The organism is Mycobacterium simiae, from assembly GCF_008370645.1.
GTDB classification, from domain to species: Bacteria; Actinomycetota; Actinomycetes; order Mycobacteriales; family Mycobacteriaceae; genus Mycobacterium; species Mycobacterium simiae_A.
Window position 1 is genome coordinate 17,953 of the sequence record NZ_VTZN01000043.1, and the last position, 14,684, is coordinate 32,636.

Here is a 14,684-nt window from a genome sequence, read left to right on the forward strand (position 1 = left end):
GGATAGGGACCCTGTGCAGGTTGACCTTCGCGTCAGCCGGACTGTGGGCATTCTGGACGTGCCGTCGTGTGCATCGGTGCTGGTAGACATCTCGATGAATCCATTCATATCCTGCGGCAATCCAGGAGAAGTCGCGTGGAGCAGATCCTTGTGATCACCCGTGAGACCGGCAATCCCACTGGCAGCGGCGGGTAAACCCATGCTGCGTCAGCTGATAGATCCCACTCATGGCTCCGATCCGTATGAGAGCTATGCGCTGTTTCGCGCGCCGCACCCGCCGGACCCTAGGGATTCCAACAAAGCCCTAATGAACGGCACGCCGTCAACGCAAGGGGAAGTTGATGCTGGAGACAGCGCCTCTATCCCAGTACGTGCGCGGCGCCGTGTTCCTGTCCGCGTTGGATTTCCCGAGGGAGTGAACATGATTTCGACTCTCTGTGGGTTCCTGATGCGGCTCTGGATACCACTGGTGGTTCTGGCGGTCGTTGTCGTGGCCGGATTCAGTGTGGCACGCATCCACGGTTTCTTTGGCTCCCAAAAACGGGAGCAGTACTCCGATGGCAAGACCGACGACACCAAGCCGTTCAACCCCAAGAAGATCGTCTATGAGGTCTTCGGTCCGGTCGGAACAGTAGCCGACATAAGCTACTTCGACGTCAACTCCGATCCCAGGCGGGTGGACGCGGCGCACCTGCCGTGGACGCTCGACATCTCCACGACCTTGCCGGCCGTCATGGGAAACCTGGTCGCCCAGGGCAATAGCGACCAGATCGGGTGCCGGATCACCGTGGATGGCGTTGTGAAGGCCGAACGAATCTCCAACGAGGTTAACGCCTACACCTTCTGTGTGGTGAAATCCGCTTGAGCAACTATCAGATCAGCGACGAAAACACCCGCCAGCCCGTCATCGCGCGGGTGATCCGGAAGCTTTCGGTGCCCATCATCCTGGCCTGGCTGGGACTCGTGCTGGTTCTGACCATAGCTGTTCCGCCGCTGGAGAAGGTTGGTCAAGACCATTCCGTGGCACCGAGCCCATCTGAGGCGCCGTCGCTGCTAGCCGCGAAGCGAATCGGCAAGGTATTCAAGGAATCCGACTCCGACAACGTCGCGATGATCGTATTGGAGAGTGACCAGCCGCTGGGCGACGCCGCTCATCGCTATTACGACGGCTTGGTGCGGACCTTGAAGGCCGACACCACGCATGTCCAGCACGTCAGCGACTTCTGGGGAGATCCCCTGACCGCCGAAGGCGCCCAAAGCGCCGACGGCAAAGCCACGTACGTGCAATTGAACCTATCCGGCATCCAGGGCGAGTCGCTGGGCAACGAATCCATCCAAGCGGTACGGGATATCGTGGCCCGGGCGCCGGCCCCACCACCCGGACTAGAGGTTTACGTGACCGGCCCCTCTGCGCTGGTCTCCGACATGAGCACCACCGGCGACAAATCGCTCACCCGGATCCTGTTGCTGACCGTGGCCGTGATCGTCACCATGCTGCTATTGGTCTACCGCTCGATCGTCACGGTAATCCTATTGCTGACAACGGTGTTCATAGAATTGACTGCGGCCAAAGGGGTTGTCGCCTTCCTGGGCAATCTGCAATTGATCCAGCTTTCGACCTTTTCGGTCAACCTGCTCACCACGATCGCGATCGCGGCCGGAACGGACTACGGCATATTTTTCGTCGGCAGGTATCAGGAGGCTCGTCAGGCTGGCCAAGATCGCCAGACGGCCTACTACACCACGTACAAGGGTGTCGCGCACGTCATCCTGGGCTCCGGTTTGACCGTGGCCGGGGCGATGGGCTGTCTCAGCTTCACCCGACTGCCGTACTTCCAATCCATGGGCGCCCCCTCGGCCGTCGGGATCATTGTCGCGGTCGCCGTCGCGCTCACCCTGGGCCCGGCAATGCTCACGGTTGGCAGCCACTTCGGATTCTTTGATCCCAAGCGCAAGATCAAGACCCAAGGGTGGCGACGCGTCGGCACCGCAACGGTCCGCTGGCCCGGGCCCATCCTGGTCGCCGCCCTGGCCATCGCACTGGTCGGCCTGCTTGCCCTACCCGGATACAAGGTCAGCTACGACGACCGTGGGTTCATGCCGAAATCCATTCCGGCCAACGTGGGATACGCTGCGGCCGAACGGCATTTCTCGGCCGCTCGGATGAAGCCCGACATTCTGATGATCGAGTCCGATCACGACATGCGGAATTCGGCGGACTTCCTGGTGCTGGACAAATTGGCCAAGGGGATCTTCCATGTCCCGGGCATCTCCCGTGTCCAGGCGATCACCAGGCCGAACGGCAAGCCCATCGAGCACTCGTCGATCCCGTTCCAGATGAGCATGCAAAACGCCGGCCAGGTGCAGACCATGAAGTACCAGCGCGACCGGATGAACGACATGCTGACCCAGGCCGACGACATGGCCAAGTCGATCGCCCTGATGAAGCGCACGCATGAACTGATGGTTCAGATGACGAGCATTACCCACAAAATGGTTAGTGACACCGTCGAGATGAAGCAGATCACCGACGAGCTGCGTGACCACATCGCCGATTTCGAAGATTTTTGGCGACCGATTCGCAGCTACTTCTATTGGGAGAAGCACTGTTTCGACATTCCGATCTGCTGGTCGTTGCGGTCGATCTTCGACGCGCTGGACGGCGTAGACCAGCTCAGCGAGCAACTGGGCACCATGGTCGGCGACCTGCAGAACATGGACCGGATCATGCCCGAAATGGCCGCGCAGCTGCCGCCGATGATCGAAACCATGGAAAACATGCGCACCATGATGCTGACCATGCACAGCACCATGGCCGGGATCTATGACCAAATGGACGAAATGAGCGAGAACGCCACCGCCATGGGCAAGGCCTTCGACGCCGCCAGGAACGACGACTCGTTCTATTTGCCGCCGGAAACCTTCAATAACGCGGACTTCAAACGCGGCATGAAAATCTTCATGTCCGACGACGGCAAGGCGGCCCGGTTCATTGTTTCGCACCGGGGTGAACCCGCCTCACCCGACGGCCTGGCCAGTATCGGCGCCATCAAGACGGCAGCCGAGGAAGCGCTCAAGGGAACCCCGCTGGAGGACGCCAAGATCTACGTCGCCGGCACGGCGGCTACCTACAAAGACATCTCCGACGGAGACAAGTACGACCTGCTGATCGCGGCGATTTCCGCGCTCGCCCTCATCTTCATCATCATGTTGCTCATCACGCGCGGGTTGGTTGCCGCCTTGGTCATCGTCGGCACCGTTGCGATGTCTCTGGGCGCATCCTTCGGCCTCTCGGTCCTGTTCTGGCAACACATCCTGCGTGTCGAGTTGCACTGGCTGGTGCTGGCCATGTCGGTCATCGTGTTGTTGGCCGTGGGATCCGACTACAACCTGCTACTTGTCTCCCGGTTGAAAGACGAAATAGGCGCCGGGCTCAAGACGGGCATCATCCGCGCGATGGGCGGTACCGGCAAGGTCTGCACGACGGCCGGGCTGGTCTTCGCCGCGACGATGGCGAGCATGGGCGTCAGCGATCTGCGCATCATCGGCCAGGTGGGCACCACGATCGCCTTGGGTCTGTTGTTCGACACGCTCGTGGTCCGGTCGCTCATGACACCGGCCATCGCCGCGCTGCTGGGTCGCTGGTTCTGGTGGCCGATGAAGGTGCGCACCCGGCCCGACCGCAACCGCCGCAGTGCGCCGCCCCCGGCGCGAGCGGATCCGGATCCCCTTGTCGAGCCCGAGTTGTCCGGGGCTGGGGTCTAGACGATGTCGGTGCGGCGCCGCGTGGATCGTCCGCAACCCTCGGATTCGGCGACGCGCTTTCCCGACGCGCTCGACGCCCGTTTGCTCTGGATTGCCGGCGTGTGCGTGCTGGCGTCGCTGACGGTAACGCTGGACAGCACAGTGGTTTTCGTCGCACAACGAACCTTCATCACCGTATTCCAGTCCAACGAGGCCGTCGTCGCGTGGACCATGACCGGCTACGTGCTGGCCTTGGCGACAGTCACCCCGCTGGCCGGGTGGGCGGCCGACCGATTCGGCGCCAAACGGCTCTTCATCGGCTCGGTCCTGGCCTTCACGCTGGGTTCGTTGCTGTGCACGATGGCCTCGAACATCGTGGCGCTCATCGTATTTCGTGTGCTACAGGGGTTCGGCGGCGGTGTGGTGATGCCGATTGTCATGACCATATTGGCCCGCGAAGCCGGTCCCAAACGGCTGGGCCGGTTGATGGCGGTAGCGGGCACGCCGATGCTGCTGGGCCCGATCGGTGGACCCATTCTGGGAGGCTGGCTCATCTACGCCTTCGGCTGGAAGTGGATTTTCTTGATCAACCTGCCGATTGGCTTGATCACGATAGCCCTTGCGGCGGCGGTGTTTCCGAAAGACGAACCGGTGCCGTCGGAAGCCTTCGACTTGATCGGCGTGCTGCTACTGTCGCCCGGCCTGGCGACTCTTTTGTACGGGCTGTCCTCCCTTCCCGCCCACGGCACACCCGCCCACCCGTACGTGTGGGTGCCGGTGACCATCGGCCTGCTGTTGATTACCGGTTTCGTCTTTCATGCCCTCTATCGCACCGACCATCCACTGATCGATGTGCGGTTGTTCACCAACCGGGTGGTCACGCTGGCCAACGCGGTCATGTTCTTATTCGCCGTCGCGATTGCCGGCGCAGGTCTGTTGTGTCCGAGCTATTTTCAGCAAACGCTGCACCAGACACCGCTGCAGGCCGGGCTGGCCGTGATCCCCATCGGGCTGGGCGGCGTACTGACCCTGCCGCTGGCCGGTGCGTTACTAGACAAACACGGACCCGGCAAGGTGGTGCTCTCGGGCATCGCGCTGGTTTGCCTGGGTACCGGCCTCTTCGCCTACGGGGTTGCCCGCCATGCTGCTTACCTGCCCGTCCTGTTCACCGGCCTGGCGATCGTCGGCCTGGGTATGGGCTGCACGCAGATGCTGGTCGCCGGGGCAGCGGTGCAAACCCTGGCGACGCATCAACTCGCGCGGGGCTCGACGCTGGTCAACGTCAACCAGCATGTGGCCGGTTCGGTGGCGTACGCGCTGATTTCGGTGATCCTGACCAACCAATTCAATCGCAGCGAAAACATTGCCGCCGCACAGAAATTGGCGTTCCTGCGAGACAATGCCGTCAAGTCGGGGGCGCCCGTCGACCCCGCCGCCATACCGCGGCGGGCGCTGAGCCCCGACTTTGCCGGCAGCGTGCTGCACGACCTCACACATGCCTATACTGTCGTGTTCGTCGTCGTCTTCGTCCTGACGGTTTTATCGTTCGTTCCGGCGTTATTCTTGCCAAAAAAGGCCGCTGTGTCGGTCCGGGTGCCACCACACGTGGACATGCCCGCACGAGCCGCCTAGCAACCAGCCTCACCCCGGACAGCTCAGGGAGCCACTTGCACCCGAGTCGCAATTCGAGGATGGCTACGGCATATTGCGGGTGCCAACAGACACATTGGCCATTGAAACAGCGGATAACCGAGCATTGTGCACAGTGAGCCAACGGCCCGGGGCGGCGGGCTGGATGCCTTGTCGCAGGCCCAATAGCCGCAGGTTCGTGAACTCGCCGGCGGCCTGCGCGGGTGCTGTGCGCTTTGCTGCACCGCCGCCTGCCAGAACAGGGCGACTTGCCCATGGTCACTGCCGACGTCGTGCACTAACTTTGCACGCGTTAAGCCAGATAACGAGTCGCCAGACGCTTATCTAAGGGGAGTTTTTGGTGAGTACCGAAGCCACATTTTTCACGCTTCGCAAGCTATACCGGACTGTTGATCTCTAAACCGTTTAGCAGTCACCCATCAAACTAAGTCAAAAAGATCGGGAATTTCCTAGAAGCGCGGTTTCCTCCCTACGTCCAAAGCCGTGCGTAGCCAGGTCGTGTCGGTTATTCGCAGGCACAACTTAATTGCTGATAGCGGTCAGAGTTATGCTCATGAAAGGCTGTCAAAAGTGGCAAGTCATGAAGAACTCCACACCTACCTCAAGCAAGCAGTACTAGAGCTGGAGAAAACTCGCCGGCGCTTGCGGGAGATTGAGGACAAGGCCAGCGAGCCGATCGCGATTGTGGGCATGGCGTGCCGCTACCCGGGTGGCGTTAGTTCTCCGGCGGATTTGTGGCGTGCGGTTTCGCGGCGATGCGACCTAGTCTCGGGGCCGCCGGCTGACCGTGGGTGGGAGCTGGAAAACACCGATGGCGCCGATTCACATATCGCCGGATTCGTCCACGAGGTAACCGCTTTCGACGCAGACTTCTTCGGCATTAGCACCCGCGAGGCGGCGGTGATGGACCCGCAGCAGCGCCTGGCGCTGGAGGCCTCCTGGGAGGCATTCGAGCGTGCGGGCATCGACTCTGCGGCCGAGCTGGCCGACGAAACCGGGGTCTTCCTCGGCATGGCCTCGTTCACGAGTGGGCAGAGCGAGGCCACGATCATCGGGGAGCCGGACAGCTTTCTGCCCTTCGCGTTCAGCGGCCGGGCCTCGAGCATGGCGGCTGGCCGGGTCTCCTACTTCTTAGGATTCCATGGCCCGGCCATCACGCTGGACACCGCATGCTCGTCGTCCTTGACGGCGATTCACGAAGCGGTGCAATCTTTGCGGTCCGGTGAGTGCCCGCTGGCGCTGGCCGGGGGCGTCACCGTAATGACGCCCCAGCGCCTTTCCGGGTTGCGCCAGGGAGTGGGTTCGGCCGCCGACGGACGGTGCAAGTCGTTCGCCGCATCGGCCGATGGTGCGGGCTGGGGCGAAGGCGTCGGCATGCTGCTGCTGGAGCGGCTGTCGGACGCGCAGCAGAACCAGCACCCGGTGCTGGCGGTGATACGAGGTTCGGCGGTCAATCACGACGGGTCGTCGAACAGGGCCGGTGCCCCCAACCGGTTGGCGCAGCAGCGGGTGATCCGCCGGGCGCTGGCCAACGCCGGTCTGGTCGCCAGCCAGGTAGATGTGGTGGAGGCGCACAGCACTGGGACGCCCTTAGGTGACTTGACCGAGGTCGAAGCGCTGATCGAGACCTACGGCCGGCACCGGCCGGACGGCCGGCCGCTGTGGCTAGGTTCGCTCAAATCGAACATCAACCACACGCTGGCCGCCGCCGGGGTCGGTGGCGTCATCAAGATGGTGGAGTCGATGCGCCGGGGCGTCATACCGCCGACCCTGCACTCCGGCGAGCCGACCCCGTTCGTGGATTGGTCGTCGAGTGGCGTTCAGCTGGTCACCGACGCGCAACCGTGGCTACGGCAGGATGACGCACGCCGGGCCGGGGTGTCAGCGTTCGGCATCAGCGGCGTCAACGCGCACGTGATCCTGGAAGAGGCGCCCCGGCAGGCTGCCGCAATGGGTCAGACGCTCGAAGGCGGCCGCCGCGACGAACTCCCCGTTTTCTCCTGGGTGCTCAGCGCGAAATCCGCAGCGGCACTGCCGATGCAGGCTGCCCGCCTGGCCGCACACCTCGACGAGAACCCGAACCTCGATGCGGCCGACATCGGGCATTCGCTGGCTACCACCCGCACCCAGTTCCCGCATCGGGCCGTCATCGTCGGGCGCGACAAAAACGAACTGCTGGACGGGTTACGGTCGTTGGCCACCGGCGACACGTCGACCGAGGTGGTGCGCGGCGTCGCGGAGAACCCCACCAAAACCGCGGTGATGTTCCCCGGCGAGGGAGCCCAGTCGGTGGGCATGGGACAACAGCTCTACGCAAGTTTTCCGCAGTACGCCAAGGCATTCGACGAGGTGTGCGCCATTTTCGACGAACTGCTGGGAACCTCCTTGCAGGACGTCGTCTTCGCCGAAGCCGGATCGGAGGCCGCCGAACTGCTGAGCCAGCCCGCCTACGCCCAGCCGGCACTGTTCGCCTTTGAGGTCGCACTGTTCCGGCTCGCCGAATCGTGGGGGCTGCGGCCGGACTTCGTGATCGGTCATCGCCTGGGCGAGGTGACCGCCGCGTACGTAGCGGGCGTGTGGTCACTGGACGAGGCTTGCCAACTCGTCGCCGAGCGCGGTCGCCTGCAGCAATCCATACGGGTCGACGAGGGCATGCTCGCCGTCGAGGCGGCCGAACGGGATGTGCTGCCGTTCCTGCGGGAATTCCGCGGCTGCGCAGTCGCCGCGGTCGATTCGCCGACGTCGGTGACCATTTCAGGCGACCACGCCTCGTTGACAAAGCTCGCCGAGAAGCTCGCGGTCAACGGCATGCAGACAAAGCAATTGGGTCTCAGCCACCCGTCGCATTCGGCGAATCTGGAACCGCGGATTACGGAGTTGGCCGCGGTTTGCCGGCGGCTGACCTACCGTACCCCGAGCATCGGTGTCATATCGGCGGCGACCGGCGGGGTCGTGGCAGCCGATCAGTTGACCACACCGCAATATTGGGTGGACCAGCTGCAGCAGCCCGCCGACATTGCCCAAGCGGTGCAGTGGGCCCAATCCCGGGGCGGCATGGACAACTTCCTGGAAATCGGCCCGGGCGCTGACCTCACCGCACGCATCGACGCGGCATCGAGCTGCGTCACCGCGCTGCTGCGGCTGACGCCCGAAGAGACCACGTCGTTTGTCAGCGGACTGGCAACGATGTTCGTTCACGGCACGACGATCGACTGGTCAGCCGGCTACGCCTGCGCAGACGCTAGGCGAATCGAGTTGCCCACGTACGCATTCCAGCGCCGGCCCCTGGCGCCTACCGCACCGGCGAGCACAACGGACCAGGCGAGCGTCGCCGCCGCACCGAATATCACCGTCGCGACGCCGAAGGTGCACCGCAGCGAGTCCCGCCAGCCGCTACGCACTGCGACCGAGCGGACGTTGGCCGCCGCGATGGAGCAGATTCTCGGTGTCACCGACGTGGGGCGCGACGAACGATTCGTGGCGCTGGGCGGCGACAGTGTTTCGGCGATGCAGCTCGCGCACCGCATGCACGCGGCGCACCTGCCACTGAATCCGCAGCTGATCTTCGAGCATCCCACGTTGGGCGAGCTCGCGGCGGCGCTGGATGAGCTGGCCGTCGAGACCGCACATGCGGCTGAGCAGGCCGGCAGAGTCGCCGGGGATGGCCGGTTTCAAGCGATGAGCATGTCCGGATTGTCTGCGGCTGACTTGCTCGCACTGCCGGACATGCTTGCCAGGATCGACAAGGCCGCGGTCGCATGACCGAAACAAGCAGTGAGGTGGCCGGCATCCAGGATGTGATGGTCCTCAGCCCGCTTCAACAGGGACTGTTCGCGCTGGCCATGGCCAGCCAACGGCCATCCGAAGACCCGTACACAATCGCGATCGGCATCGATGTGTCCGGGCCGCTGGACACCGAGTTGCTGCGCGATTGCGCACTGACGATGCTCAAGCGCCACCCCAACTTGCGGGCACGTTTTGTCGGCCGCACGCTGGCGCATCCGGTGCAGGTGGTGCCGTCGGAGGTGGACCTAACGTGGCAGCACGTGGTGGCTACTCCCGAAACGGCGAGAGCTTGCGAGGCGGCCGAGCAGGAGCGCGGTTTCGATCTGGAGAAGGGCCCGCCGGTCCGGTTCTTGCTGGTCGAATTGCCCGGTGCACGTTGGCGATTCAACATCGTCGCGCACCACATCGTGATCGGCGGCTGGTCGATCGCAGTGTTTCTGGAAGAGCTGGTGAGCCTTTACCGAAGCGGTGGTGCGGTTGACTCGCTGCCAGCTCCGCCGCGGCCGTGGCGCGATTTCATCGGCTGGCTCGCCGGCTATGACGTGCAGAAGGGCGAACAGCAGTGGCGTGAGCACCTCGTCGGCCTGGATGGGCCGACATTGCTGTCGGCGAGTCCGGCAGACGACCGTGGTGGGCCCTCCAGCGGCAAGCCGGACCGGGTATCGCTCGGCCTGGACCAGCACACCACGCTTCGTCTGATCGACGCCGCCCGCCGCCGCGGCGTCACATTGAACACGCTGACACAGGTGGCGTGGGCGCTGCTGCTGTCGGTACTGACCGACCGCAGGGACGTGGTGTTCGGGGTCACCGTATCCACTCGTCCCGCCGAACTGGCCGGTGTCGAATCGATGGTGGGGCTATTCGTCAACACCGTCCCGCTGCGGGTGCGGCTGGACCCGAAAACGACTGTGGCCCAGCTGTCTGCGTCGATCCAGCGCGATGCGGCACGGCTGCGCGGGCACGCCTATCTCACCCACTCGCAGATCCGGGCGCTGGCCGGGGTGGGCGAGTTGTTCGACAGCGTCATCGCCTTCGAGAACTTTCCGTCTGCGGGTCTGTTCGGCGGCAGGGAGCTGTCGACCGGAACTGTGACCTTCCACTCGCCAACGGCATTGAGTCGCGCGCACTTTCCGATCGGCATCATCGTCGAGCAGATCGGCGACCAGTTGAAGCTGACGATAGAGGCGCCGGCCAGCGCGGTCGGGTTTACCGCCCGCACGCTGGGCAGCCGCCTGTTTTCCACGATGCAACGGCTGGTGCAAATGTGGGACCGCCCGCTGCGCGACGTGAGCGTCCTCTTCGACGTTCAACCTGGCGCTGCCACAACAGAGCAAGGATATCTGGATGCGATCGGCAATCGCGCGGCACTGGCCCAGCCCGGGTCGGCGGTGTCGATTCCGGCGTTGTTCGCCGCCCAGGTCCGGCGGACGCCGGAAGCGGCGGCGCTAACCCATGCTGGGCAGACGTGGACCTACCGCGAACTCGACCAGGCGACAAACCGACTGGCGCACAACCTGAGTGGCGCTGGCGTGGGTCCTGGAGACGTGGTCGCGCTGCTGTTGGAGCGGTCAGCACAGGCGATCATGGCGATCCTGGCGGTACTCAAGAGCGGTGCGGCATACCTGCCGCTGGATCCCAACCATCCCGATGCCCGCATCGACTTCATGCTCGGCGACGCCACACCGGTGGCCACCATCAGCAGTGCGGCGCTCGCCGGCCGGCTGGCCGGCCACCAAACCACAATCATCGATATCGACGATCCCGCCGTCGTAAACTGCTATCCGGCGCACGCATTGCCGCACCCGCGCCCGGAAAACATCGCCTACATTCTGTACACGTCGGGCACCACCGGAACCCCTAAAGGGGTGGCGATCTGCCACCATAACATCACCCAGCTGTTCACCTCGCCGACGTCGTTTGCGCCCAGCGCTGGGCAGACGGTAACCCAGTGCAGTTCCTACGGTTTCGACCTTTCGCTGTTCGAGATCATGGGTGCGCTGCTGCACGGCGGACGCCTGGTTGTGGTGCCCGACGCAGTAACCCGCTCGCCCGCAGAGTTTCACGAGCTGCTGGTAGCCGAACAGGTCGTCGTGCTGACCCAGACACCGTCGGCGGTGGCGGCGTTGTCGACCGAGGGCCTGGACTCGACGACGTTGGTGCTCGGCGGTGAGGCGTGCACCGGTGAAGTGGTCGACCGATGGGCACCCGGGCGGGTGATGGTCAACCAATACGGTCCGACCGAGACCACGATGTATGTGGCGATGAGTACGCCGTTGGTGGCCGGGTCGGGAATCGCACCGATCGGTTCGCCGGTGCCGCGGGCGGCGTTGTTCGTCCTGGATGCGTGGTTGCGTCCGGTACCGGCGGGGGTGGTCGGGGAGTTGTACGTAGCGGGTGCCGGCGTGGGGTACGGGTACTGGCGGCGGGCCGGACTGACCGGAACCCGTTTCGTCGCATGCCCGTTCGCGGGGACCGGGCTTCCGGGAACACGTATGTACCGCACCGGGGACTTGGTGCGCTGGGGCGCCGACGGCCAGCTGGTGTACCTGGGGCGCGCCGACGAGCAGGTCAAGATCCGTGGGCACCGCATCGAATTGGGTGAGGTGCAGGCCGCGCTGGCGGGATTGGACGGGGTCGAGCAGGCCGCGGTGATCGCACGGCAGGACCGCCCCGACGACAAGCGTTTGGTGGGCTACGTCACCGGAACCGTGGACGTAACCGGGATCCGGGCGGCGCTGGCTGAGCGGCTACCGCACTACATGGTGCCCGCGGCCGTCGTGGCGTTGGAGGAGCTGCCGTTGACTGTCAACGGCAAACTGGATGTCCGGGCGCTGCCAGCCCCGCAATTCGGCGGGTCCGACCGGTACCGGGCTCCGGCCAATGCGGTAGCGGAGATCCTGGCCGGTATCTACGGCCAGGTACTGGGATTGGACCGAGTCGGCATCGACGACTCGTTCTTCGATCTGGGTGGGGATTCGCTCTCGGCGATGCGGGTGGTCTCGGCAGTCAACAAGTCGTTGGACGCCGACCTTGCGGTGCGGGTGCTGTTCGAGTCGCCGACAGTAGCCCAATTGGCGGCGCGAGTGAGTGGAATATCGGGTAGGCGCACGCCTTTGGTGGCCCGGCCGCGGCCCGCGGTGGTGCCATTGTCGTTTACGCAGGGCAGGTTGTGGTTCCTGCACCAACTTGAGGGGCCCTCGCCGATCTACAACATGTCCTGGGTGCTTCGTTTCCGTGGCGAACTGGACACCGTGGCGTTGCAACAGGCGCTCGCCGACGTGGTGGCCCGCCACGAATCCCTGCGTACGGTCTTCGTGGCGTCCGATGGGGTCGCCCAGCAGGTTGTGTTGCCGGCCGAGCGGGCCGGCTTCGGCTGGCAGGTAGTCGATGCGACAGGCTGGTCGCCCGACCGGCTGCAGGAGGACATCGACGCGAATGCTCGGTACGGCTTCAACTTGGCCTGCGAAATCCCATTGCGGGCTAAGCTTTTCCGGGTCGCCGAGCAGCAGCATGAACTGGCACTGGTCGCCCACCACATCGCCGCCGACGGGTGGTCGTTGGCTCCGCTGACGGCTCACCTTGGGGAGGCTTATGCCAGCCGGCGTGCGGATCAGGCACCGGACTGGGCCGAGTTGGCCGTGCAGTACCTCGATTACACGCTGTGGCAGCGCGAGAACCTGGGCGAGATCGACGACAGCGAGAGCGGCGCCGCGGCCCAATTGGCCTACTGGGTGCAGACTTTGAGCGGGATGTCGAAGCGGCTGGAGTTGCCCACAGATCGGCCCTATCCGCGGGTTGCCGACCATCGCGGCGACGCCGTGGTGGTGCAATGGCCGGCGCAGCTGCAGCAGCAAGTAGCTCGGGTAGCACGTGCCCACGATGCGACCAGCTTCATGGTTTTCCAGACCGCTCTGACGGCACTGCTGTCGAAGATGTGCGCCGCCAGCGACATTGCCGTGGGATTTGCCGCCGCCGGTCGCGACGACCCCGCACTCGACGAGTTGGTGGGCTGCTTCGTCAACACGTTGGTACTGCGTGTGCAGGTAGCCGGCGATCCGACTTTCGCCGAGTTGCTGGCCCAGGTGCGCGCGCAGAGCCTGGCGGCGTTCGAGCATCAGGACGTCCCGTTCGAGGTTCTGGTGGACCGGCTCAACCCGGCCCGGTCGCTGACTCATCACCCCCTGATCCAGGTCATGTCCACCTGGCAGAACTTCGCCCGCCACGGCGATCTGGCCGGGCGCTCGACGTTGGACGGCCTGGAGGTGACGCCGATTCCGGTGCACACCCACAGTGCGCGGATGGATCTGGTGTTTTCTTTCGGCGAACGATTCACCGAAGGTGGCGAATCCGCGGGGATCGGCGGCGCGGTGGAATTTCGCACCGATGTGTTCGATGCGGGCAGCATCGAAGCGCTGATCAATCGGCTGGAGCGAGTGCTGGGGGCGCTGGCTGCCAACCCGCAGCAACGGTTGTCGTCGATCGATCTGCTCGACGAGGCCGAACATGTCCGCCTCGACGACATCGGCAACCGGGCGGTGCTGAGCACGGCATCCGCGGCCGCGTCGATTCCGGAGGCGGTCGCCGCCCACGCGGCGCGCACTCCGCACCAGGTAGCGGTGCGGTTCGACGGTGACCAGTGGACCTACCGTGAGCTGGACGAGGCGGCTAACCGGCTGGCGCATGTGTTGATCGGTAGCGGTGTGCGGCCCGGGGACGTCGTGGCAATGCTGCTGCCGCGCAGTGCAAATGCCATCATCGCGATCTTGGCGGTGCTCAAGACCGGTGCGGCCTATCTGCCCATCGACACCGCGCTACCGCAGGCGCGGGTGGACTTCATGGTCGGCGACGCCGCACCAGTGGCCGCGATCACCATCGCGGAGCTGGCCGGCCGCTTCGACGGGCATCGGCTACGCGTCATCGACATCGACGACCCGGCCGTGGCCACCAGCTATCCGGCTCACGCGCTGCCGCATCCGGGTCCCGACAACGTGGCGCACATCATCTACACCTCGGGTACCACCGGTGTCCCGAAAGGTGTCGCGGTCACCCACCGCAACATCGTCCAGCTGTTCGGCGCACTCGACGGCCGCTTCGTCCCGTCGCCGGACCAGGTTTGGAGCCAATGCCATTCGTATGCCTTCGACTATTCGTCCTGGGAGATCTGGGGCGCGCTGTTGCACGGCGGTCGTCTGGTGGTGGTTCCTGAAGCGGTCACCCGCTCGGTGGCAGATCTGCATGCCCTGCTAATCGCCGAAGGGGTGAACGTGCTCAGTCAAACCCCTTCTGCGGTGCGGGGATTGGCGACAGTGGGGCTAGAGCCGGCGGCGTTGGTAATCGCCGCCGAGCCCTGCCCGGCCGAGGTGGTCGATCGCTGGGCCCCGGGCCGGCTGATGGTCAACGCCTACGGCCCGACCGAGACCACCATCTACGCCACCATGAGCGCACCATTGGTCGCTGGATCGGGGACGCCGCCGATCGGGTCCCCGGTGCTAGGGGCGGCCCTG

At 64.6% G+C, this 14,684-nt stretch carries 5 protein-coding genes; all 5 read left to right on the forward strand.

Translation table 11 applies throughout. From position 1 onward, the window contains the following. The first annotated feature begins 421 nt into the window (after positions 1-421). Positions 422-865, forward strand: a complete 444-nt coding sequence (locus F0Q45_RS09475; protein WP_262490931.1) for an MmpS family protein — start codon at positions 422-424, stop codon at positions 863-865. Further along, positions 862-3,765, forward strand: coding sequence for an MMPL/RND family transporter (locus F0Q45_RS09480; RefSeq protein ID WP_149653708.1), 2,904 nt, complete (start codon positions 862-864; stop codon positions 3,763-3,765). The genes F0Q45_RS09475 and F0Q45_RS09480 overlap by 4 nt, the downstream gene beginning before the upstream one ends. Before the next feature lie 3 nt (positions 3,766-3,768). Further along, positions 3,769-5,376, forward strand: a complete 1,608-nt coding sequence (locus tag F0Q45_RS09485; protein WP_149653709.1) for a DHA2 family efflux MFS transporter permease subunit — start codon at positions 3,769-3,771, stop codon at positions 5,374-5,376. 588 nt (positions 5,377-5,964) lie between these two features. Next, complete coding sequence (locus tag F0Q45_RS09490; protein WP_149653710.1) at positions 5,965-9,156, forward strand: type I polyketide synthase; 3,192 nt, start codon at positions 5,965-5,967, stop codon at positions 9,154-9,156. Then, on the forward strand, positions 9,153-14,684 hold a 5,532-nt coding region (locus F0Q45_RS09495), incomplete at its 3' end, for a non-ribosomal peptide synthetase (protein ID WP_149653711.1). The genes F0Q45_RS09490 and F0Q45_RS09495, both read left to right, overlap by 4 nt.

Excerpts from the sequence above, each read along its gene's own strand:
- F0Q45_RS09475 (WP_262490931.1), top strand. The coding sequence starts at position 422 with ATGATTTCGACTCTCTGTGGGTTCCTGATGCGGCTCTGGATACCACTG.
- F0Q45_RS09485 (WP_149653709.1), top strand. The coding sequence starts at position 3,769 with ATGTCGGTGCGGCGCCGCGTGGATCGTCCGCAACCCTCGGATTCGGCG.